At 56.7% G+C, this 21,731-nt stretch carries 16 protein-coding genes; 5 read left to right on the top strand and 11 right to left on the bottom strand.

Annotation, left to right across the window (positions count from 1 at the left end):
- Nucleotides 1-71: 71 nt before the first annotated feature.
- The 3 genes from FLS37_RS12690 (at nucleotide 72) to FLS37_RS12680 (ending at nucleotide 3,899) form a co-directional block, all read left to right on the top strand.
- Nucleotides 72-2,372, top strand: coding sequence for a glycosyl hydrolase family 18 protein (locus tag FLS37_RS12690; protein WP_198314618.1), 2,301 nt, complete (start codon nucleotides 72-74; stop codon nucleotides 2,370-2,372).
- Nucleotides 2,373-2,470: 98 nt separating this feature from the next.
- The gene (locus tag FLS37_RS12685) at nucleotides 2,471-3,535 is read left to right on the top strand and encodes a GGDEF domain-containing protein (RefSeq protein WP_157670346.1); all 1,065 of its coding nucleotides are present in this window, start codon (nucleotides 2,471-2,473) and stop codon (nucleotides 3,533-3,535) included.
- A 115-nt stretch (nucleotides 3,536-3,650) separates the two neighbouring features.
- Nucleotides 3,651-3,899, top strand: coding sequence for a hypothetical protein (locus FLS37_RS12680; RefSeq protein WP_157670345.1), 249 nt, complete (start codon nucleotides 3,651-3,653; stop codon nucleotides 3,897-3,899).
- Nucleotides 3,900-3,948: 49 nt separating this feature from the next.
- Here the strand turns inward: FLS37_RS12680 and FLS37_RS12675 are convergent, their stop codons facing one another.
- The 6 genes from FLS37_RS12675 to FLS37_RS12650 all read right to left on the bottom strand — a co-directional run bounded on the left by FLS37_RS12675 (nucleotide 3,949) and on the right by FLS37_RS12650 (nucleotide 10,960).
- Nucleotides 3,949-4,332: a YkgJ family cysteine cluster protein gene (locus FLS37_RS12675; protein WP_232522593.1), complete on the bottom strand. Its 384-nt coding sequence runs from the start codon at nucleotides 4,330-4,332 to the stop codon at nucleotides 3,949-3,951.
- A 184-nt stretch (nucleotides 4,333-4,516) separates the two neighbouring features.
- Entirely contained in the window at nucleotides 4,517-6,250 is a 1,734-nt protein-coding gene (locus FLS37_RS17020; protein WP_304487616.1) for a carbohydrate-binding protein, read from the bottom strand.
- A gap of 187 nt (nucleotides 6,251-6,437) precedes the next feature.
- Nucleotides 6,438-8,138 carry a carbohydrate-binding protein gene (locus tag FLS37_RS12665; protein ID WP_232522592.1) on the bottom strand — a complete coding sequence of 567 codons (1,701 nt, stop codon included), beginning with the start codon at nucleotides 8,136-8,138 and terminating at the stop codon, nucleotides 6,438-6,440.
- A 107-nt stretch (nucleotides 8,139-8,245) separates the two neighbouring features.
- The gene (locus tag FLS37_RS12660; protein WP_157670342.1) at nucleotides 8,246-9,319 is read right to left on the bottom strand and encodes a polysaccharide deacetylase family protein; all 1,074 of its coding nucleotides are present in this window, start codon (nucleotides 9,317-9,319) and stop codon (nucleotides 8,246-8,248) included.
- Between the two features lie 158 nt (nucleotides 9,320-9,477).
- The gene (locus FLS37_RS12655; protein ID WP_157670341.1) at nucleotides 9,478-9,618 is read right to left on the bottom strand and encodes a hypothetical protein; all 141 of its coding nucleotides are present in this window, start codon (nucleotides 9,616-9,618) and stop codon (nucleotides 9,478-9,480) included.
- A 124-nt stretch (nucleotides 9,619-9,742) separates the two neighbouring features.
- A complete protein-coding gene (locus FLS37_RS12650) occupies nucleotides 9,743-10,960 on the bottom strand; it encodes an MFS transporter (protein ID WP_157670340.1) in 1,218 nt (405 codons plus the stop codon).
- Between the two features lie 269 nt (nucleotides 10,961-11,229).
- Here FLS37_RS12650 and FLS37_RS12645 point away from each other — a divergent pair, with 269 nt between their 5' ends.
- On the top strand, nucleotides 11,230-12,219 hold the full coding sequence (locus FLS37_RS12645; protein ID WP_157670339.1) for a hypothetical protein: 990 nt from the start codon (nucleotides 11,230-11,232) through the stop codon (nucleotides 12,217-12,219).
- A gap of 253 nt (nucleotides 12,220-12,472) precedes the next feature.
- On the opposite strand, the gene FLS37_RS12640 is transcribed toward FLS37_RS12645, so the two are convergent.
- Nucleotides 12,473-13,936 (bottom strand): NAD-dependent succinate-semialdehyde dehydrogenase, encoded by a 1,464-nt coding sequence (locus tag FLS37_RS12640; RefSeq protein WP_198314617.1) that lies wholly within the window; start codon nucleotides 13,934-13,936, stop codon nucleotides 12,473-12,475.
- A 343-nt stretch (nucleotides 13,937-14,279) separates the two neighbouring features.
- Here FLS37_RS12640 and FLS37_RS12635 point away from each other — a divergent pair, with 343 nt between their 5' ends.
- On the top strand, nucleotides 14,280-15,023 hold the full coding sequence (locus FLS37_RS12635; protein WP_157670338.1) for an LOG family protein: 744 nt from the start codon (nucleotides 14,280-14,282) through the stop codon (nucleotides 15,021-15,023).
- 253 nt (nucleotides 15,024-15,276) lie between these two features.
- Here FLS37_RS12635 and FLS37_RS12630 read toward each other — a convergent pair whose 3' ends face one another.
- The 4 genes from FLS37_RS12630 to gloB form a co-directional block, all read right to left on the bottom strand.
- Nucleotides 15,277-18,075: a DUF2339 domain-containing protein gene (locus FLS37_RS12630; RefSeq protein WP_157670337.1), complete on the bottom strand. Its 2,799-nt coding sequence runs from the start codon at nucleotides 18,073-18,075 to the stop codon at nucleotides 15,277-15,279.
- Nucleotides 18,076-18,228: 153 nt separating this feature from the next.
- Entirely contained in the window at nucleotides 18,229-19,857 is a 1,629-nt protein-coding gene (locus tag FLS37_RS12625; RefSeq protein ID WP_157670336.1) for a LysM peptidoglycan-binding domain-containing protein, read from the bottom strand.
- A 267-nt stretch (nucleotides 19,858-20,124) separates the two neighbouring features.
- Entirely contained in the window at nucleotides 20,125-20,838 is a 714-nt protein-coding gene (locus FLS37_RS12620) for a hypothetical protein (RefSeq protein ID WP_157670335.1), read from the bottom strand.
- Nucleotides 20,839-20,972: 134 nt separating this feature from the next.
- Complete coding sequence (gene gloB / locus FLS37_RS12615; RefSeq protein ID WP_157670334.1) at nucleotides 20,973-21,731, bottom strand: hydroxyacylglutathione hydrolase; 759 nt, start codon at nucleotides 21,729-21,731, stop codon at nucleotides 20,973-20,975.

Genomic DNA, 21,731 nt, shown 5'->3' with positions numbered 1-21,731 from the left:
AAGCAGAAATTCGCATCTTGTTATGCCTCGGATGCCAACTTTTGCCTATCTACAGATGGATGGAGATGCGGGTGCGCAACCTATTGATTGTGTGCGCTTTTTTTGCCGTGCTGGCTGCGCCGGTGCAGGCGATTGAGCGTGTTTTCGCTTACTACCCTTTCTGGGTCAGCTATAGCCAGACCAAGGCGCTGGCCGATTTGCCGCTGGAGCGGCTCGATCAGCTGACCTACGCCTTTGCCTACTTTGACCCGCATGGGCAATTGCAGGCTGGCGATGCTTTTGCCGATCTGAATAAACCCTATACCCAGCCCGATGGCACCTTGTTGCGCGGCAATTATGCCCTGCTTAAATCCTACAAGCCGCGCTATCCGCGGCTGAAAACCGTGCTGGCGGTGGGCGGCTGGAATTACTCGGCGCATTTTTCCAGCGTGCTGGCCAACCCGGCTTTGCGCCAGCGTGCGGTGCAATCGACGCTGCTTTTCCTTCGCACGCATGGTTTTGACGGGGTGGAAATTGACTGGCGTTTTCCCGCCGGATTGGGGCGCGATGGCAATAGCGTTAGCCCGCAGGATGGCGACAATTTACTGCGCTTTGTCACCGAGCTACGCGCCGCGCAGGGCAATTTGATCATCGGGCTCAGTAGCGGTGTGCAGCCGGCCCAGATTGGCCGCCTGCCCTGGGCTGCGCTGGCCGGGCAGACCGATTATGTGATGCTGATCGCGACTGATTTTGTCGGGGCGTGGAGCAATAAGACTTCGCATAAATCCCCACTGTATATGCCTGCAGGCCAATTGAGTATTGATGTTGCGGTCAATACCCTGAAGCAGTATGGCTTGCCGCCGGGCAAGCTGGCGCTGATGATTCCCAGCCAGGGTATCCGCTTTAATGGCGTCGCCGCCCACAATGCGGGTCTGGCTCAGCCGCATGGCGGTGTCAGTATGGGCTCGTGGGATAATGCGCAAACTGGGCCAACCGGGATTTTCTCCCAGGATGAAATGGCCGCACTGCAGCTGGGGCAGGGCTTTGCTGAATATTGGGACGAGCAAGCGCAAGCCAGCCATTTTTACAGCGCCTCGCAGCAGCAGCTGATCAGTATTGAAACGCCGCGCGCACTGGCCGCCAAGCTGGCTTACGCCCGTCAGCACGGTTTGCTGGGCTTGGGTCTGTGGGAAATCACCAGCGACGCCAGCGATTACCGCTTGCTGCGCCAGATCGAACAGGCCGTGGATTGGCCGCGTTCGGTGCGCAATGATCTGGGTTACTGGTGGCGTCATCACCCGGCCTGGGTGGATTTGCTCTCTGGCGCTGTGCTTAGTTTTCTGCTGCTGGGTGGTGTAATTGCACTGATTGTCCGCCATCGCCGCGCGCGGCAGGACGAGCTGCAATGGCTGCATATCCGGCAAATCAAAAATGTGGTCGACGTGTTGCCCATGCAGTTGAGCGATCTGCACCAGCTCAGTCTGGCCGCACCTGCGGCCTTGGCAGATGCGCCGCAAGCCCGCGCCTACGGGCAACAACTGCAGCTCTGGCGCGAATCGAGCGAGCGCATCGCCTGGCAGCTGGCAGCTCTGCGGCCGGATGCGGGCACCGACGCCACTGTCCATCCCGAGGCCGTAGCGGTAGAAAGGGCAGAGGCTGATCCGGCTGGCTTGAATATTGAGCAACGCGGGCAAGGCAGACCCACAACGGCACCGGATGCCAGCCGCGTGGTGGCATTTGGCCAGTTTGCCCAGCGTTTGTCCGAGCAGCGCAGCCTGGAAAAAATGCTGGAGCTGACGATGCAGTTTTTGGCTGACGATCCGCTGATTGAGGCCACGGCAGTGCAGCAGCTGGACGATGAGCTGGTGGCGATGGCGAGCGACGGTGATCAATCGCTCAGCGTGCAGCTGGATGATTATCAGCTCAATGTGCAATTTAAAGCGCCGCTGAGCGAAGCCGAGCAGCACTATTATCGCAGCGTGCTCGATCAGCTGGGCGCGGTGCGCCGCTCTTTGTACGATCTGGGGCGACAGCCGCAATTGCTCTCCGAGTTGTACGAGATTGCTTCGCGCCGTGACAAGCTGCAGTTTATCCGCGCCGAAAAAGGCTATAGCGCGATAGTGGCGCAGGATTTGCGCGCTCCGGCTTATATTACGCTGCGTCTGCGCGCGATCCGGCTCTATTTTGACGATAGTGTGCTGATTCAGGTGCACCGCTCCTATCTGGTTAACCCGAAAAAAGTCCGCGCCGCGCAAAAACGCGGACGTGAGGGCTGGTGTCTGCTGATTGGCGACGAGCTGATTCCCGTCTCACGTCAGTATTTGCCGCGCCTGCGCCTTGATTTTCCAGCCTGGTTTGCCCCGTGCGATGCCGCTGAGCCGCAGCGTGCTTAGCGTTTTTTGGCTGTGTCAGCCAGACATCAGCGCCAGACATCAATCAACTCGGGGGCTGAGATTGCGGCGCTGGCGGCGTCTGACTATGGTTAAAACCCATGCCACCCACAAGTGAGCGGTTTATGCCACTCAATAATAAATCCCCGCAGGATCTGGTGCAGTCACTGGCCGAATTTACCGGTCTAACCGACCGGGATGATCTAGCGGTCAGTATGTGCCTGACTTTGTACGAAATGCTACCTTGCGCATCGCTGCGTTTCTATCGCACGCTGGCCGCCCCCAAGCAGCGCCGTCTGGCACTGCTGGTCGAGTTTGATGAAAATGGCATACGCCAGCATGCAGTCGAGAGTGTTCATCATGCCGGGCAAGGGCAGGCAGGCGAGGTTGACCCGCTGCTGCATGGTGCGCTGGTGTCAGAAAGCGCCTTGCAAATGGATGCCAACGGCAGCCGCGTGATTCTGGGGCTGCATCGGCAAACCGAGGTGTATGCCTTGCTGGATTTGCGGCTAGACAAAGGGCTGGTGCCTTCGGATTTCCGTATGCTGCAGGGCATGGCGCGGATATACGAAAATCACATTGCCTTGCTCGATTACGGTGAAACCGACACGCTCACCGGCCTGCTTAACCGCAAAACGCTGGAGCGGCAATTTTTCAAAATCGTCACCGCTTTGCAAAATCTGCCCGGGGTTCAGCCATTGCATGCCGGGCGGAGGCAGGAAAGCGGCTTGGCTTATTACTTTCTAGTCGTGCTCGACATCGACTATTTTAAGCGGATCAATGATCGTCTGGGGCATTTGTATGGTGATGAGGTGCTGCTGATCATGGCGCAGTTGATGCGCACCTGTTTTCGCGCCAATGATAGGCTGTTCCGCTTTGGTGGCGAGGAGTTTGTCATTATTCTGGGCCCGCAAACACGTGAAGGTGCTTTGCTGGCGCTGGAGCGCTTTCGCCAGAAGGTTGAGCAGCATCGTTTTCCGCAAATTGATCAGGTTACGATCAGCGGCGGCATTACTGATATCCGGCCGTATGAAGTGTTGAGTATTACGCTGGGGCGCGCCGATCAGGCGCTGTACGCCGCCAAAGAAGGCGGCAGAAACCAGATGGTGTTTTACGATACGCTGCCGCAGGTCAATATCGAGAGCGGCGGCGAGGAGCTGTTTTGACGGCGCGAGCGCGGATCGTTTGCAGCTTGCAGGGTTAAATTTTCAATATTCCCAATTCCAACCATTATTCAACGGAGCAGCTGTGGCTGCTCCTTGCCGTTTTCAGGAGTCAGCCATGCCCGTTAGCCCCAGCCAGCTCAATACACTTTTGCAAGCCCTGCACGATCCGGCTCCGCTGCCGTCTTATCGCGCAGCAGCGACGCTGGAAAAGCTCAAACCGGAAATGAGCGATCCGCAGCGCGCCGAATATGAAGCGGCGCTGGCCAGCGCCAGCCAGCAAAGGCAGCAAGCTGCCAAAGCGCGCGAAGAGGCCGAGACCGAATTACTCGATGATTGGGATAAAGACAGCTTGCAATGGAAATGATGGGGTATTGCCCTACAGGCCAATCTGGAATTAGCCTGCGGCAATATACCTATCTTTTCTGGTTGTAGGCGCAAAAGCCAGGGCGTGGGCCTACCTGTGGGTGTTTGCGGCAGGTATTGGGGCGATTTTCGTAAATCGTGCAGCGGCGCGTTTCTTCGTGCAGATAAATGCAGTCGTTATTGCTGCGCCGTGCCAGCGTGTAGATTTCATTTTTGAAATTGAAGTGCTCGATAATGCGCGCCTTCATCAGCCGTTTGGCAATGTTTTTGGCGGGCTCGACCGCGTCAAATTCATCGACCACCCCCATGCGGATCAGATCGACAATCTTCACTTCCACCGGCATCGTACAGCAGCTGCCGACACAATCGTCGCACAGGCCGTTGTAAAACTTGACCCAGGTTTCAGTCCGCCCCAGATCGGTAACGGTAATCACGTTTCGTTTTTTCAGTGTAACCACAACGCAGCAAACCCTGACTAGCAAGCCGCGCAGCTTAGCATGAGCCGGGCCATGAAAAAATCCCCACACGCCCAGTGGTGAGCCGAGCGGTGGGGATGGATGGGGTTTTATGCGCTGCGCCAGTCTGTGCTGGCGTCACTACACCGCTTAGTAATAGCGATTAGTAATAGCTTGGCACGGCGCTGAGTTTGACATCGCCACCCAGCGGATCAACCGTCAGGAAGACACCGTTTGCCGTTCTTCTAGCGTACAGTGCTTTGCCGTTTTGCTGGGCAGCAACCGAGCCCGGATTGAGCTGGGTGCTCAGTTTCAGCGTCAGCGGTGTGGCGTATTTCTGGCATTGCGCCGAGCTGTTATCAAAGCGGATGATGTTTTCCGCCTTGAGCAGCGTTGGCTTGCAATGTTCACGCGCATAGCGGTATTTGATCACGTTCGATGGGGTGTCCATCCACAACTCGCCGCTATTGACTTTGGTTTGGGCGTAGTCCAAGTGAGCCAGGTAGCGATCGAGCGGAATGGTTTCCCAGTAGCCGGTATCAACGCCATGCGCGGTGCGCGTGGTCCATGCGCCCTGACTGATGGCAGCATCAATGTGCAGATTGAGAATTTCGCTGCCCATCGGATAGAGCGACCACTTGCCGTCAACGGTGAACAAATCCCACTTGATGCGATACGGATTGTCAAAGTTGGCTGCATTCACGCCCGCTGGCATCGTGGTGTAATCCACATTGCCATTGGCCACCAGATGCGATGCGCGGCCACCGATGTACTGCGGAAGGGTTTTTAGGAAATCCGTTCCTGCAGTCGATGCCGCATCACCCGGCCAGACAAAATAGCTGGCTTGGTAGCCATCCAGATTGGCCGCGATATCAGCGGCTGCACCGTTGAGCTGAACGTCCAGCTCGGCGTCTGCAATATACGGATTCGGATGCGAGCGGCTGTGGCTGATGATTTCATGGCCGTTGGCAATCATTTCTTTGGCGGCAGCCCAGTGTTGCGGCGAGCAGCTGCCAGTAATCATGCCAAAGCCCGCAACCAGACCCCGTTTTTTCAGCTCGGGGTTCATGATCTGGATGTAGGGGTCTTTATTGTCCGGCATTGAACAATAATCATCGTGCACCAGTGAATACGCGCCTTTGGCACCGTTTTTCCAGGTGCTGGTTTCGATGTTTTGCAGCACTTCTTTCGGGCCTACCAGCGTGTAGCGTGCCGGGCAAACGCTGTTATCCACTTCGTAATAAAAGCCCGGTGGCGGCGCAGGGGGTGAAATTGGTGGGCAGAATGATGGTGTTGGCGAAGGCGAGGCCGTCGCGGTCGGTGATGGCGTTGGCGTTTGTACGCTCACTGGCCCCAGATCTTCCCACGGGCCCCAAGGATCGGCCAGATTTGGTGCCTGGCCTTGTACCCACCATTTGGCGCGATAGCGGCGGCCGTTGTAAATGATTTCAATCCCAGCGGTATAAGCAGTGGCGGCGTTCCAGGTGCCGGAGTTGACCACGGGCGTGGTCGTGGGGGTCGGCGTTGGTTTGGACGTCATGAACACCGTGGGTGTCGGTGATGGGGCCAGCGTTGGGCCGGTAGTTGCGGTCGGAGCTGGTGTTGCGGTTGGCACTGGTGTTGGCGTGATTTGTACGCCGCCAATCCGTTTCCACACGCCCCATTCGCCTGATTGCGCGGGGTTATCACCCTGAGTCCACCATTTGGCCTCAAACACTGCGCCGTTGTAGCTCACGCGCTGCCCGCCGTTGTAGACGCTGGCGCTTTCCCAGTTTGGATAGCCGGGAACGGCGGTCGGGTAGGGCGTCGGGCTCAGCGCCTGTGCGGTGCCCACCAGCAAACCTGAGCTGGTGAGCAGCGCGAACACTAAGGCACGACCAAATTGCTTTGATTGCATCTTCTCCATCCTTTTTATTGGTTTTGATTCGGCTGTACCGGCCACTGGCCGAATCAAGGGGTATTGGCCGGTAATCTTTGTGATTTATATTTTTGCCGCATATACCTGCTGGCGCTCATGCCGGTTTTGGCCAACATGAGCGCCATGATTTGAACGCGATCTTAGATCAGGCGTTCATTCTGCGTGCTTAAGGTAGGGCGTAGGCAAAGGTGACATCGCCTGCACTAGGGTCAACCGTGATCATCGCCGTATTGTTCGGGCCGTTTGTCACTTTGACTGCCTTGCCATTTTGGATCGCGCCTAGCATGCCGCCCTGTTGCAGAACTTTCATCTGCAGGGTGATCGGGGTTGCGTACTTCTGGCACTGCGGTGCGCTGGTATCAAACGTGAGCAGGCTGCTCCAGTTACCATTGGGCGTGAGCACCGGTTTGCAGAACTCGCGCGCGTAGCGATACTTGATCACATTGCTCGGCGTATCCATCCACAATTCACCCGAGTCGACTTTGGCTTTGGCGTAATCCAAGTGCGCCAGGTAGCGATCGAGCGGAATGGTTTCCCAGTAGCCGGTATCAACGCCATGCGCGGTGCGCGTGGTCCATGCGCCCTGACTGATGGCGGCATCAATGTGCAGATTGAGGATTTCGCTGCCCATCGGATAGAGCGACCACTTGCCATCAACGGTGAACAAATCCCACTTGATGCGGTAAGGATTGTCAAAGTTGGCTGCATTCACCCCGGCTGGCATCGTGGTGTAATCCACATTGCCATTGGCCACCAGATGCGATGCGCGGCCACCGATGTACTGCGGAATGGTTTTTAGGAAATCCGTAGCTGCTGTCGATGCTGCATCACCCGGCCAGACAAAATAGCTGGCTTGGTAGCCATCCAGATTGGCCGCGATATCAGCGGCGGCACCGTTGAGCTGAACGTCCAGCTCGGCGTCTGCAATATACGGGTTCGGATGCGAGCGGCTGTGGCTGATGATTTCATGGCCGTTGGCAATCATTTCTTTGGCGGCAGCCCAGTGTTGCGGCGAGCAGCTGCCGGTAATCATGCCAAAGCCCGCAACCAGACCCCGTTTTTTCAGCTCGGGGTTCATGATCTGGATGTAGGGATCGGTGCCGTAGTACATCGAACAATAGTCATCGTGTACCAATGAATACGCGCCTTTGGCGCCATTTTTCCACGTACTGACCTGAAGTTCATTCACAATGCCGCGAGCTGCCGGGGTCGGGCTTGGGCTCGCTGTTGCCGTGCTGGTTGGTGAAGGGGTCGGGGTCGGTAAACCCACGGGACCCAGATCTTCCCACGGGCCCCAAGGATCGGCCGGATTTGGCACCTGGCCTTGTACCCACCATCTGGCGCGATAGCGGCGACCGTTGTAAATGATTTCAATCCCTGCGGTATAGGCGGTGGCGGCGTTCCAGGTGCCGGTATTGACCACTGGTGTCGCAGTTGCAGTCGCTGTCGGCGTTGGTGGTGGCGTAATCCAGGCGGTGATTTCCCAGCCTGTGATGCAGCCATATGTGTCATAAATTGGTTTGGCCGTCATGCCAGTGGCCGTTGGGGGGGGCGTCATGGATGGGCAAACGAGCGGTGTTGACGTTGGGGCAGGAGTTGGGGTCGCTGCGCTAATCAGTTTCCAGGCACCCCATTCACCTGATTGCGCGGGATTGTCCCCTTGTGTCCACCATTTGGCTTCATAAGCTGCGCCGTTGTAGCTGACACGTTGGCCGCCTGTGTAGACGCTGGAGTTCACCCAGTTTGGATAACCGGGAACGGCGGTTGGTTTTGGCGTTGTGCTCAGCGCCTGAGCGTTGCTCACCAGCAAACCTGAGCTGGTGAGCAACGCAAATACTAAGGCACGACCAAATTGCTTTGATTGCATTTTCTCCATCCTTTTTATTGGTTTGATTCGGCTGTACCGGCCGCAGGCCGAATCAAAGAGGTATTGGCCGGTAATCTTTTTAGGTTATGCTCTAGCGGCATATACCCTTATTGAATTTTTACATCGCCCAGCAAAGGGTTGATCGCCAGCCGGGCGGTGGCGGCGTCCAGCATCTGGACGGGAAGGGCTTTGCCTTGCTGGATAAAGGTGCCTTTTTGCCCAGCGTCGAGCCGGACATCCACCGTGAGTGCCGTGCCATAACGGCCGCAGAGCGGATTGCTGGTGCTGACCTTGATGGTGTTGCCATCCAGTTTCAGCGGGCACTGCGTGCGTGTTACCTGATAGCGGATAATTTCGCTGGGGCCCGCCACCCATAGCTCGCCGGTTTTGACTTTGGCGGCCAGATAGTCGGCGTAGGCGGTGTACTGATCAACTGGGGCGGCTTCCCACGAACTATCGGCCACGCCGTGCAGGGTGCGGTAGCTCCAGCTGCCATCGGTCAGCGCGGCGTCAACGTGCTGGATCAGCATATTGCCGCGTGCCGGTTTGTACAGCGACCATTTGCCATCGCGCCAGTAACCATCCCATTTCACAAAATATGGTTGCAGCTGGTTGGCGTCGTTCAGCCCGGCCGCTTTGCCATCGTAAATATGCTTGGCCGCACGCACGCCCAGAATCTCGCTCTGGGCTTCGACAAAGGCTTTGGCTTGCGGGGTGGCCAGATCGCTGGGGAAGGCGACAAAGTGCATGGTGTAGCCCAGCTTGCTTTGCACCAACTGCTGGGCGCTGACGATTTCCCTGAGGTTATCCCAGCCGCTGATCGGGGCCAGCGAGCCGGGCTCGAGCATGCCCAGGTGGGTGAGCGTGTGGTTGAATAATTCGTGCCCCTGCGCCACGCGCTCCTTCAGTGTTTGCCATTGCGCATCCGTGCAGCTACCGGCAATCAGCCCCAGGCTGGCCTTGAGTCCGCGTGCGTTCAGAATGGGTAGCGCGTACTGGTCTATCCCGGTGGTGCTGGCGCTGCAATAATCATCATGCGCAATGGTGTGTGCGGCTTTCGCTGCGCCTTGCCAGGTATGGACTTGCAAGCTACCCGCGTGTGAGAACATCGGCAGAAAAGCCAGCATGGCAAATAGTGCAAAGGCCAGCAGGGCAAGTACAAAATCGTGGGCTTTCATCATGGGCATCCTCCTGAATGGATGCCACTATGCGCGTACGCTGCTGATTTGGGAATCTATATGGCTGTGGAATTCACCAGTGACGATGATTTTTGATTTTTTTCTTTAAAATCAGTATTTTGACGTGGTATTTTTTGTGGCGTTTTTCATGAATAACGACGTTAGTCGAGCCCCAGATCGTCGACAAAGCGGGCTGTACGGTGGATTTTTTCCGGGTGGATTTGTAGTTGCTGCACCAGTATCCGGCTGACGCGCTGCTCGACATTCGCTGCACCTGGAGCGGCTAGGCCGTGTGATTGCATGCAGCACAGCACAACGTGATCGCACAGCTCGCCAACAGTCACAATCCGAGCCGCACCCTCTCGGTAATCCGAATGGCAAATTCCTGCTCGACCATGACGATGAGCTCTACGGAATCGAGCCCCATCAATCCACCTCGCGAATCACCGTCATTTGCAGTGTCATCAGCACCATCAGCGCGGCCATGGTCAGGCCGAAGATGGGCATGATCCAGCCCATCGACAGGTGCAGCGACAGGAGCCCCGTGACCATCGCATACGAGAGCGGCGTCAGCCCCATCGAGGCCATGCTGTTCAGGCTCATGACGCGGCCGATTTTGTCTTTGTCTGAATACTGCTGGATCAGCGACATCATCGGGACATTATTGCCCGCCACGCCAAGCCCGATCAGTGCCTGAATGGCGATGGCAATCCAGACCCAGTGCGTGTGTGCCAGCATGGCCAGCAACACGCCTTCGAGCGCAATAATCACGGTAATCATCAGCAGCCGTTTTTTGCTCGGCGGATACATGGTCAGCAAGATGCCGCCGATCACCATGCCTGCGGCAAAGGCGCTTTGCAGATAAGACAGCGTGGCCGGTTCGCCGTTGAGGTTTTCGGTCACAATAATCGGGATGCCCAGCGCCAGCGGGCCCATAAAGAGCAGATTGGCTGCCGCATACACCAGCATCAGTGCGCGCAGCACCGGCGTTTTGATCGCATATTGCACGCCTTCTTTCAGCTCGCTGAGCATGGTGCTGCCATGCTGGCGGATTTTGGCGACAAAGGGCTCATTAATAAAGCCGATGCAGGCTGTTGCCAAAGCCAGCATGACGCCGGTCAGGCCGAATATCACTTCGTAGCTCAGGGTGGCGAGCAAAATACCGCCCAGCACCGGGCCAAAGACCAGACCCACCTGATTGGTAGTCAGCATGACCGAGTTGGCTCGCGTCAAATCGCGCTCGGGCACGATAGCCGGAATTAGCGCATCGCGGGCTGGCCAGAAAAAGGCATCCAGTGCGCCGTAGAGAAAGGCAAATACGGTTAGCGCCCAGATATCAAGCTGGCCAATCGCCAGCAGCCCTACCAGCGCAAACAGCATCAGCACCCGTGAGCCCAGCGACACCAGAATAATCCGGCTGCGCCGCATCCGGTCGGCCAATACGCCGCCGACGGCCATCAAGGCAATGCGCGGTACCGATCCGGCAATCATGACGATCCCCAGCTGTTCCTTGGCGCCCAGCGTTTTTACGACAAACCAGGTTTCTGCCAGCATGGCCACGGCGAGCGCAAAATTGCCCACAATCGACGCCAGCCACAGCAGGATAAAATTGCGATTACGAAAGAGGGCAGGTGTGGCGCTCATACGAGGGTTCCGATTAACGATGTCAGCATGATAGGCAGTCTGCATTCTGCTGGATAGCCATAATCAGACATTAGCCGCATTTTTACCAGTTTCAGCCCAAAGCAGCGAGGCCGCAGCAAACAGTGGGTGGCGGCATCGGTATTGAAACTGTTTTGAGATTGTTTTGAGGCTGTCTTGAATCGGCTTTGTCCTGGCTTTGTAGGCGAAGTGCGCTGACTACAGTAAGATAGCCGCACAATAAAACCGCAACCCGAGGATGGAGACCCCAAATGACTAATTCCGCCACCGCAACGCACAAAGCGACTTCAGTGCTCACCGTTCTGGCTGCAGTGCTAACCATCGGCAGCATGACGATGGAAAGCGCACAGGCCAATGAAGTGCAGCTTAATGCCGCGATTGAAAAAGGCGATTACCAGCAAGCCTTTAATATCGCCAGTGCCGAGCATAAAAAAGGCAGCGCCAGCCTCTCAACCCGGATTTTGCTGGCGCAGATGTATATGCAGGGCAAGGGAACCAGCAAAAATATCTCCGCAGCCCGCAGCCTGATCGACCCGCTGGTTGCGCAAAATAAACCCGAAGCCCAGTTATTGCTGTCCAATCTGCTTAAGCAGGAAGCGATGCAGGGGCTGACCAAGGCCAATGGCCGGATTGACGAGGCGCGTTATCAGGCGCTGGCCAAGCGCTCGCTCAAGGAGCGTGAAAACGAGCGTTACGCTGCCGAGCTGATGTACAAATCGGCGCAGCAGGGGTTTCATCTGGCCATTGAATCGGTTTGCAACGATATTGCCAGCTCGGTCACCGCGTTTGGCAGCAAGGAGCGTGCTAACTGGTATCGCAAATGCGCCAACAAGGAAGCCTGGGCGCGCGCCAGCGAGATTGGCAACAGCATTGCCCCGTTGAATCTGCGCCGCGAAGTGATGCGTGATCCGGTGGTGACCGAAGCCTTCCAGCAACTGGCGACCAAGGCCAAATGTACCAACGAAGACATCACGCCGGTTGATTTCAAAATCGGCAAGCCAGTATCGGGAGGCGAATATTTGACGCTCAATCTGCCCAAGCCCACGCGCCAGATGATGGTACGTGGCCAGTGGCAGGAAATCTGGGTGGGCAAAGCCTGCGGTAAAACAATGAGCCTGCCGATTGCCTTCAAGGCCGATGGCATGGGTGGCGCAACGTTTAGCCCCGATCTGCCTGCTGCCGAGCTGAACGCACTGAAAATGGCCGTGCAAAGACAACAGCAGGCGCAGCAACAAAAGTAAAGGTATTAGATAAGTCGGGCTGGTGGTTTCAGGTATTTTCCTGATGCGACAATTGCTTATGGTCAGAGAGGAGGACGCCGATTACAGTGCGATTTTCGCAGTGCAACACCTGCACCGCACTGATTTTCGGCCGGGAGTGAATTTTACTTCCGGCCTACCGTCTCCATCCTCTTGCCGCACCGGACTATTCTGGTGCGGTTTTTTTTGCCTGCCGGATGCCCGGCTTCGGTGCAATACTAGACGCCAATGGCAGCTAGCCTAGGCAGAGATATTTGATTTCCAGATATTCGTCTATCCCGTATTTTGATCCTTCCCGCCCCAGCCCCGATTGTTTGATGCCGCCAAATGGCGCGACTTCATTGCTGATCAGACCGGTGTTGATGCCGACCATGCCCGCTTCGATGGCTTCGGCGACGCGGAAAGTGCGGGCCAGATTCTGCGTATACACATAGGCTGCCAGCCCGAATTCGGTGTGATTGGCCAGCGCAATCGCTTCGGCTTCGCTGTGAAAGCGCACCAGCGCGGCCACCGGGCCAAAGGTTTCTTCGTGGTTGATTAGCGCACTGGCGGGCACTTCAGTGAGCAGAGTTGGCGTGAAGAAGGTGCCGCCCAGCGCATGGCGTGTGCCGCCGTAGCGCAGCTTGGCGCCTTGCTGCAAGGCGTTGGCAATATGCGCTTCGACTTTTTCTATGGCAGGGGTATCAATCAGCGGGCCAATCTGGGTATTACTTTCAAGCCCATACCCTACTTGAAGCTGGCTAATTGCCATGGCAAGCCGTGCGGCGAAATCGTCATACACGGCGTCGGCGACCAGAAAACGGTTGGCGCACACGCAGGTTTGCCCGGCGTTGCGAAATTTGCTGGCGATCGCGCCTGCTACCGCCGCGTCCAGATCGGCATCTTCAAACACAATAAACGGCGCATTGCCGCCCAGCTCCAGCGACAGCTTTTTGATCGACGGCGCGCAAGCGGCCATCAGTGCGCGGCCTGTTTCGCTTGAGCCGGTGAATGAGAGTTTGCGCACCTGCGGGCTTTGTGCCAGCACCGCGCCCAGCTCGCGCCCGCTGCCGGTAATGATATTGATTACGCCTGCCGGAATACCGGCCTGCTGGGCCAGCTCGCCCAGTGCCAGTGCGGTCAGCGGCGTTTGCGAAGCTGGTTTCACAATGATAGTGCAGCCCGCTGCCAGCGCCGGGCCCACTTTGCGGGTGATCATGGCGGCGGGAAAATTCCACGGGGTAATCGCCGCGCAAACGCCAACGGCCTGTTTCAGCGTCAGAATGCGCTGGCCAGCATTCGGATGCGGCATGACATCGCCATAGATGCGCTTGGCTTCCTCGGCAAACCATTCGATAAAGCTGGCCGCGTAGGCGATTTCGCCGCGTGCCTCGCCAAGCGGCTTGCCCTGCTCGCTGCTCATGATCAGCGCCAGATCGTCCTGATGCTGCATGATCAGCTCGAACCAGCGCCGCAATAGCTGGCTGCGCGCCTTGCCACTGCGGGCCTGCCAGCCCGGTAACGCCGCTTCTGCTACCGCAATGGCCTGCTGGCACAGTGCGGCATCCATACGTGGTACTTCGGCGATGCGCTGGCCATTGGCGGGGTTATTCACGCTCATCGTGGCCTGCGTTTGCAGCCATTGCCCATTGATCAGGCCGCTGTGGCGCAGCAGCTCAGGGCATTGCAGGGGCAAGGGCGTGGTGGCGGTATTGGGCATGATGATTGAGTGGCAGAGGGATAAAAAAGGATGAAGCGATTGTAAACCAAAGCCGGGCAAGCTTTGCGGCAAGGCCGTATCTGTGCTGGCATGAGGAATGGTTTTGAACCAAAACTTTTCGGCTGTGACTTACAAGTAGGCGCATTTGCGCCTAGTAGGCGGTTGAAAAAGGTAGCGAGGGGCTCAAAGGCAAGGCAAAAAATGGCGAGAAACCGGAGTTTACAAGTAGTAAATGAGGATTTTGAGCGATTTTTAAACGAAGCTTTTGAGTCCCGTAGTAGTTTTTCAACGGCCTGCTAAGCTGATAGTGTCGTAATTCGACCATACAAGAACAGGGGCTCATATGATCAACGCTTATAACAAACCAATCGGTGTGATTGACGACGAAGAGGCGCTCGATATTGTTGGCGAGGCGGTCCTCAAATTGTGGGATGCCGTTGACGATCTTTCCCGCCTGCGTCCGGCGCATACGCCGGATTATCATGTCACCATTTTCGGCTCGGCCCGGATCGAGGAAAACACCCCGCGCTATGAAGCCGTGAAGCAGCTGGCTGCACAGCTGGCGGCGATGGGTTGCCACATTGTCACCGGTGGCGGCCCGGGCCTGATGCAGGCCGCCAACGAAGGCGCCAGCCAGGGCGCGCCCAATAAACCCGAAGCGTCGGTGGGCATTCGTATTGATCTGGATTTCGAGCAGAATGTGAATGATTTTGTTGGCCGCGTGTTCGAGCACAAGACCTTCTTCTCGCGCCTGCACCACTTTATCCTGCGCTCGAATGCGTTTATTGTGACTTCGGGCGGGATTGGCACGCTGCTCGAGTTATCGATGGTCTGGCAACTGCTGCAAGTGCGCAAGCTGTATGACACGCCGCTGATTCTGGTTGGCGAAATGTGGCACGAGCTGGTCGATTGGGCGCAGCACTATATGGTGAGCAATGAGGCCGGTCTGGCCAGCCCGGTGGATATGCAAATTCCGATTGTCGTCGATACGATTGAAGACGCCATCCACCTGATCCGCGAGCATCATGCGCGCTGGAAAGAAGTCGATCGTCAGCTCAAACCCGAGCGCACCTCGCCACCGCGCTGATTTTTCCCACGTCAACCAATGCTGTTGGTAATGACAAACCCCACTCGCGAAGCGAGGCTCCCCTCAAGGAGGAGACGGGAGGGGTGGGAATAAAACATCAAGGCTGCAGATTCACGGCCTTATTTTTTAGGCTCGGCTTTGCCGAGACTTAAAAAATGGTGAATTTCCACTTTGTCAGCAGCCAGCAAACAAAGCCACCGCAAGGTGGCTTTGTTTGCTGGCTGCGAATGAGTTTTCTGCAATCTGGCCGGATTTAATCCTCTGCCGCTTCAGTGTCTTCATTCGGTGGCAGCGGGGCAAAATAGCCGATCAGTAGCAGCAGCACGCCCACGCCCATAAACGAGCCGATGCGCTCGATGCCGCTGATATTCGACAAATCCAGCAAAAACAGCTTGCCGATCACAATGCCCAGCAAGCCCGCACCAATCAGCCAGAGCACGCGCAGGCGTGATCGCGTTGCCGCCAGCATCAGCGCCAGCGCGATAATGGTCCAGAATATCGACAAGCTCATTTGCACCAGTGTGGAGTGGCGCAATGCGTCCAGCGTATAGGCCACCTCGGCCTGATGGTGCAGCGTGCGCAGCAGCATGGCGTTGAGCCAGACAAATACGGCCAGCCCCAGCACGGCATAAATCAGGCGCGGGGTAGTGCGGATCTCCAGCTCGGCCAGCGCAGGTTTAAGCCAGAACACCAGCGCAGCCAAAGCGGCCAGTTGTGCCAGATCGAGCGCATTGAGCAAGGGCAGGCCGGATGAGCCGCCCGAGAGCGCGCTATAAAAACCCCACAGCAGCAAGACCAGCGCCATCGGTGCCGTACCGTACACCCAGTAAGCGCGCCAGTGTGCCCTGATCGGCCTGGGCAGATATTTCACTGCGGCCACTGCCGCGCTGATCAGCAGGGCAAACGCGGCTAGCTCGAATACCTCGCTATGTATGTGCTGCTGAGTCAGATAAATAATCTCTTTGCTGAATATACCCCATACCAGCCAGGCGGCTACGGTGTGCTGCCAGCTATCGCTGCCGCTGTGAGCATCGTCTTGCTGGTACAGCAGCGCAAACAGCGCCGCCAGCGCAATCAGCCAGGCCCACAGGGCAAAGTAATGCGTTAGCTGGCCAAATTGCTCCAGCGCGATCAGCAGCAGTATCGGCCCGAGCGCAATCGCCACCACTTTGGCATTGCGCCACCAGCCTTGCAGAAAGAATTGCTGGAAAATCGCCGCAGTGAGCACTAGCAGCAATAAATGCGCGTTTTGGATGGCGTCACCGTCCAGAAAGCGCGCTATCTCGTCCAGATTAGCCTTGCCCCACCACAGCAGCCCCCAGCCACCCAGCAACCAGCCCACGGTCAGCAAAATGGGTTTGCTGGCCCAGTCGGGCTGCTTTTCGTGTAATTGCCAGGCGCAGAACAGCCCCGACAGCGCCAGTAACAGATCAGCCAGGTACACGCCATTGAGGAAAGCCAGCGGCGTGTAATACGGGCTGGAGATGATGACGGCCAGACCCGCGCCAAATTGCAGCAGCAGGCCGAAAACCAGCGCCAGTCTACGCTGTTGTGACGATTGACGAAGGCTGACCCAGACCACGCAAGCGCCTTCCAGTGCCCACATCGCAGCGGTAACATTGCCATCAAAAGCCAGCGGTATCGCCAGCGTGGCCAGCAGCACACCAATGGCCAGCTGGGCTTCGGTGAACAAGCGCAGGCTGTCATCGCGCCGAGCGTGCAGCCACGCCGCCAGCGCCAGATAAAAAGTCGCGCCGACCAGCGCGCTGTAACACATGCCATACTCGACGCCAGCCAGAATTTGCGCTTGCAGCGCCAGCGTGGCGATGGGTGTCCCAAAAACCAGCGTGCCATCGACGACGCTCGCCAAAGTATGGCTGCGCCGGATCGCGTACAGCGTGCTGATTCCGGCAAAAAACAGCCAGAAAATCATCACAAAAGGTTGCGTGCTGGCGTAGTGCTCGCTGCGATAGTCGAAGACGCCCCACAGCAGCGCAATCACGTAGGTGAAAACAAAGCCCAGCAGATTGAGCGAGCGCCAGGCCTTGAACCAGGCAATCGCAAAAATCCCGGCATTTAGCAGCGCAAAATAGGCAAACAGCAGCACATGATTGCCGCTGCCGTCGCTGGTCAGTATCGGCGCCAGAAAGCCGCCGCTAATCCCCATAAACGCTAGCGCGCTGGCATCCTGCCGGATCGCCAGGATGGCCGAGGCCAGCCCCAGCAAGGCCAGCAGCACAAAAGCCGGCGTAGTCGGGAGCAACTGATAGAGCTTCATCGCGCCGTAAACGGTGAAATACAGCAGGCCGAGCGCGCCGCCTTGCATAATCAGCGCATAGCTGCGGCGTGATTCGCGCAAGCGCCAGCCGATGGTAAATATCAGCGCAGCGCCCAGCGACAAACCGGCCAACCGCACTTCAATCGGCAGCATCTGGTTATCGGCGGCAAATTTAAGCAGAAAACTCACACCAAAAAACAGAATCAGCATCCCCAGCCTGACGACGGTATTGCCACCCAGAAACCAGTTTTTCAGCGCTGCCAGCCCCTGCTCCAGCGCGCCTGGCTCGGAGACGGGATTGGAGACTGGATTGGTGAGGGGCGGGCGCGGGTGAGCTGCCGCAGGCTGCGGTGTGCTGATTGCAGGGTCGGCATCGGGATAGAGAGCAGCCGTCGCAGCCGCAGGTGCACTTGTCGCGATAATACCCGCACCGTGCGGCAGAGGCGGTGGCGCGGTCTCTGCTGCGGCGACGATCGGGGTTGAAATCGGTGTGGGTTCGCTAGCGGTGGCGCTCGTTGTGTGCTCTGCCGGGCTGGGCATGCCTTTGAGCTGCGCCATTTCGGCTTCCAGCTGCGACACTCGGCGCTTGAGTTGTTGCAACTCGCTGGCAATGCTATTGACCGGCCTATGGCTTGCGGTACTTGTGCTGGCATTGCGTTTGTCCAGCCATTGGCCAAAGACAAAGCCGAGCACAGCCAGGATGAGCCCGCCGACCAAATCCCATTCATCCCAGCCAAATGCCAGACCCACCAGCATGAATATCCAGCGAAACATAGCTTTGCCTCCCGCGCCGACGTGTTATTTAGTTTTGAATGTGGGGGGTATTGCTTTGAACGTATTGCCCAGTATGTGCTGCATGGCAATACCCTGCCAAATAAAAACGCCGCTAATATTTTCTATTAGCGGCGCTGTTGAGCTTTTGCCGGATTAATTCATCACCAGCGTCATGCCCGGGGTAATGGGCTTGCGGTTCATTTTTTTCAAATCCATCAGATCCACATTGAGCTTTCTGGCAATCGAGGCGAGGGTGTCGCCACGCTTAACCACGTAAGATCTCGGCGTTGCACTGGCGTTGCCAACGCGCAGGCTGTCGCCCAGCGCCACTTGTGTGCCTTTCAGGCCATTCATTGCTTTGAGCTCGGCCACGCTCAGGTTGTAGCGTTTGGCGATGTTAAATAGCGTGTCGCCTTTGGCCACTTTATGCTCGCGACCGGCGAGTTTCTCGCCTGATCGGGCTGCGGCCAGTACCGGTTTGGGAGTATCTTTTTCCCCGGTATCAATGGCTTCGGCTTCGCGGTTTTTATGCAGTGCTGCTAAAGTCTGACGTTCGGAAATATCCAGGCCGGCCACTTTAGGTACCAAGATCGTTTGACCGCGCGCGCTGCGATCATTGGCGGCAATATCATTGATGTCACGCAGCTCGGCCGAATCGATGCCAAACGTGCTGGCAAGCTGGTCAAAGTTTTCACCCTGCTTGGTGACGTAAGGCTGCCAGTTCAGCAATGGCTGCTGGTAGCTGGCCAGATTGCGCTCGAATACTTCTTTTTTCTCGATCGGTAGCACCAGCTTGCGATCTTCCTTGTGGGCAATCACCGGGCGGATAAAGCCGGGGTTCAGGCGCAGCAGCTCTTCGACGCTAATCCCGGCCAGCTTGGCCGCCACGCTCACGTCCATATGCTTGCCGGGTTGCAAGGTGGCAAAGTAGGGCTGATTGGGGATGTCGCGCAGCTTCACGCCATAGGCCGCCGGATCGGCGATGATATTGCGGATAGCCAGTAATTTCGGTACGTAATTGCGTGTTTCATCGGGCATGCGCAAGTCGATATAACTCGCAGGCAGACCGGCGGCCAGATTGCGATCACGCGCGCGTTTAACCGCGTTTTCGCCCCAGTTGTACGAGGCCAGTGCCAGCTGCCAGTCGTCAAACATGCCGTGAATATCTTGCAGATAGCTCAGCGCGGCATCGGTGGCGGCCACCACATCTCGGCGGCCGTCATACCACCAGGTGCGTTCCAGCCCATAGCGTTTGCCGGTGTCTGGAATAAATTGCCACATCCCGGCGGCTTTGGCGTGCGATTCGGCTTTCGGGTTGTAGGCTGACTCAATCATCGGCAGCAGCGCAAATTCCATCGGCATGCCGCGTTTTTCAACTTCACCGACCACATGGTATAGATAGCGATTGCTGCGCTCGATAATCCGGTTCAGGTAATCGGGGCGGCTGGCGTAGTAGTTTTCCCATTTGGTGACCAGCGGGCTTTCGATATCAGGAATCGCAAAGCCGTTACGCACCCGTTCCCACAAATTTTGCTGCGACGCCAATTGCTGAGGTGTGTGTTTTTGCCATTGCGGCAGCGAGTCGGCGAGCGCTTGCGGGGCTGGATCGGTAAATAACTGATCAATTGCCAGCTGGGTATTGGCTGTAATGGCAGGTGCAGGTGCAGGTGCGGGTGCGGGGGTGAGACTGCGAAGCTGGTAATCGAGTTTGCCTGACTCCAGAGCGAAAGCGGGCAGGGCAAAACCAAGGGAAAGAAGTGCGGCGCACAGGCGAAGTTTCATTGGCCCGTTTCCTGATCAATTGCTGAATTGGACGATAGTAATGGCGGCTTTCCGGCGCTGTCAATCAGCGTTGCAACATAATTGCAGGATTAAATGGATGGCTGACACAGTGCTTTGATTTTTAAACTGTTTCTATGAATAATCTAACAATGGTGGCTTGCTCGCTGCGCTGGCGCATAGTTTGCTAGATGAGCGCTTAATCATAATCGCAATACTTACCCCGATGCAGAGAACAAGCCAAACATAAACGACTTTCAGCCAACAGAGTTAATCAATCACTTCGTTGTATTGCAGAATGTACGTCATGAGGATATCTATTTGCCTGCACATGAATGCGTCGAAGTCAGTTTCCGTCAAGCCATTGACCAGCAAATCTCTGATGCGGGCAAGGCTACGCGGGTAGTTTTCGGTTTCGAATTCGTATTCGCCAAAGTGCCCTTCACGATCGAACAGCAGATAAGTCCAGGCATGGTCATCATTACTGCGTGCTGCAAAGGCAAAGAAACGCTGATTCAACGCCTCGCGCTCGGCAGTATCAAGTTCTTCATCCGAAAAGTAAGGGCCGTAATTGTACGCTAACGCCTCCAGCAAGGTCTTGACATTGGGAAAGAGATGAGGCTCGTCGGAGTGATAGAAATCCAAGACTCTCCGTTCACCATATCGCCCATGATCATAGCGAGCCATATAGATCTGTGGCACCTCAGTCTGGAGTAATACATGCCGCAGTGGAGCAGGGATAACTAGTCCATGCTGTCGTTCGTAAGTGAGTATCTCATCTTCTGCAAGGGGCGGCATCAGTTCATACAGCTCGCCCTCATCGTAGATTTCACTCAAATTTACTACGATTTTTTCGTCGTCGTCGTCATACTCCAGTAAATCTACACGACATAATTTGGAAAATCGCTCTAGTGCTTGCGCCCAAGTTTCGCCGGGGTGGGTATGAATGAGATCGTCAAGCTTGCACAGCATGTGAACAGTCAATGAAGTTACTCCAAGGGGCAAATTAAATCTGAAAATCTGAGCAGCTTAGATCAAATACAATTGATTCGTAAACTACGATTGAACTCTCGTGGTGCGAATGAAAGTCTTGGGAATAGATTCAAACGGCATATGCTTTAACCGCGAAAATGATCTTTCCACTGGCGCAGTGCAGCAAAAACCTCGGCTGGCTGCTGTGCTCGCGGTGCACGCCTTTGTGCGCTGGCGATCACAGCGGGCTGATCGCAACGCAAATAGGGGTTGCTGGCCAGCTCGATGTCTAGCCGCGACGGCAGGCTCATCCGGCCTGCTGCGCGCAGGGCGGCGACTTCGGCGGCACGCTGTTGCAATCGCAGATTGTCCGGCTCGACCGCCAGCGCAAAGCGCAAATTGCTTTGGGTGTATTCATGCGTGCAGCACAGCAGGGTCTCGGGCGGCAGAGTGGCCAGGGTTTGCAGGCTGGCGTACATTTGCGCCGGGCTGCCCTCGAATAATCGTCCGCAACCGCCGGAAAACAGCGTGTCGCCCGCAAATAGCGCCCCATTGCCGTAGTAGCACAGATGATTCAGCGTGTGCCCCGGGGTGGCGATTACCGCGAAAGGGGTCTCCAGTAGATTAATCTGCTCGCCGCCCGCAAGCGGCTGCGTGACCGCCTGCACATCGGCAGGCCCGTAAATGGGGAGCTGCGGATAAGCCTGCACCAGTGCCGCTAAACCCGTAATATGATCCCAGTGATGATGGGTAATCAGCACGCCGGCCAGCTCGCACGATTGAGCTGCCAGCCACGCCTGTAGCGGCGCAGCATCGCCCGGATCGACCGCGATGGCCTTGCGGTTTTGCGCCAGCACCCAAATATAATTATCTTCGTAAATCGGTATGGCGCTGATAGTGAGCAT

Origin of the sequence: Chitinibacter sp. GC72 (assembly GCF_009760905.1) — a bacterium.
Taxonomy (GTDB): Bacteria; Pseudomonadota; Gammaproteobacteria; order Burkholderiales; family Chitinibacteraceae; genus Chitinibacter.
This window is presented reverse-complemented; position numbering and strand designations above follow the sequence as displayed.

Excerpts from the sequence above, each read along its gene's own strand:
- FLS37_RS12635 (WP_157670338.1), top strand. The coding sequence starts at position 14,280 with ATGATCAACGCTTATAACAAACCAATCGGTGTGATTGACGACGAAGAG.
- gloB (WP_157670334.1), bottom strand. The coding sequence starts at position 21,731 with ATGCTCACTATCAGCGCCATACCGATTTACGAAGATAATTATATTTGG.
- FLS37_RS12630 (WP_157670337.1), bottom strand. The coding sequence starts at position 18,075 with ATGTTTCGCTGGATATTCATGCTGGTGGGTCTGGCATTTGGCTGGGAT.
- FLS37_RS12650 (WP_157670340.1), bottom strand. The coding sequence starts at position 10,960 with ATGAGCGCCACACCTGCCCTCTTTCGTAATCGCAATTTTATCCTGCTG.
- FLS37_RS17020 (WP_304487616.1), bottom strand. The coding sequence starts at position 6,250 with ATGCAATCAAAGCAATTTGGTCGTGCCTTAGTGTTCGCGCTGCTCACC.
- FLS37_RS12625 (WP_157670336.1), bottom strand. The coding sequence starts at position 19,857 with ATGAAACTTCGCCTGTGCGCCGCACTTCTTTCCCTTGGTTTTGCCCTG.
- FLS37_RS12680 (WP_157670345.1), top strand. The coding sequence starts at position 3,651 with ATGCCCGTTAGCCCCAGCCAGCTCAATACACTTTTGCAAGCCCTGCAC.
- FLS37_RS12655 (WP_157670341.1), bottom strand. The coding sequence starts at position 9,618 with ATGCAATCACACGGCCTAGCCGCTCCAGGTGCAGCGAATGTCGAGCAG.
- FLS37_RS12685 (WP_157670346.1), top strand. The coding sequence starts at position 2,471 with ATGCCACCCACAAGTGAGCGGTTTATGCCACTCAATAATAAATCCCCG.
- FLS37_RS12645 (WP_157670339.1), top strand. The coding sequence starts at position 11,230 with ATGACTAATTCCGCCACCGCAACGCACAAAGCGACTTCAGTGCTCACC.
- FLS37_RS12660 (WP_157670342.1), bottom strand. The coding sequence starts at position 9,319 with ATGATGAAAGCCCACGATTTTGTACTTGCCCTGCTGGCCTTTGCACTA.
- FLS37_RS12640 (WP_198314617.1), bottom strand. The coding sequence starts at position 13,936 with ATGCCCAATACCGCCACCACGCCCTTGCCCCTGCAATGCCCTGAGCTG.
- FLS37_RS12665 (WP_232522592.1), bottom strand. The coding sequence starts at position 8,138 with ATGCAATCAAAGCAATTTGGTCGTGCCTTAGTATTTGCGTTGCTCACC.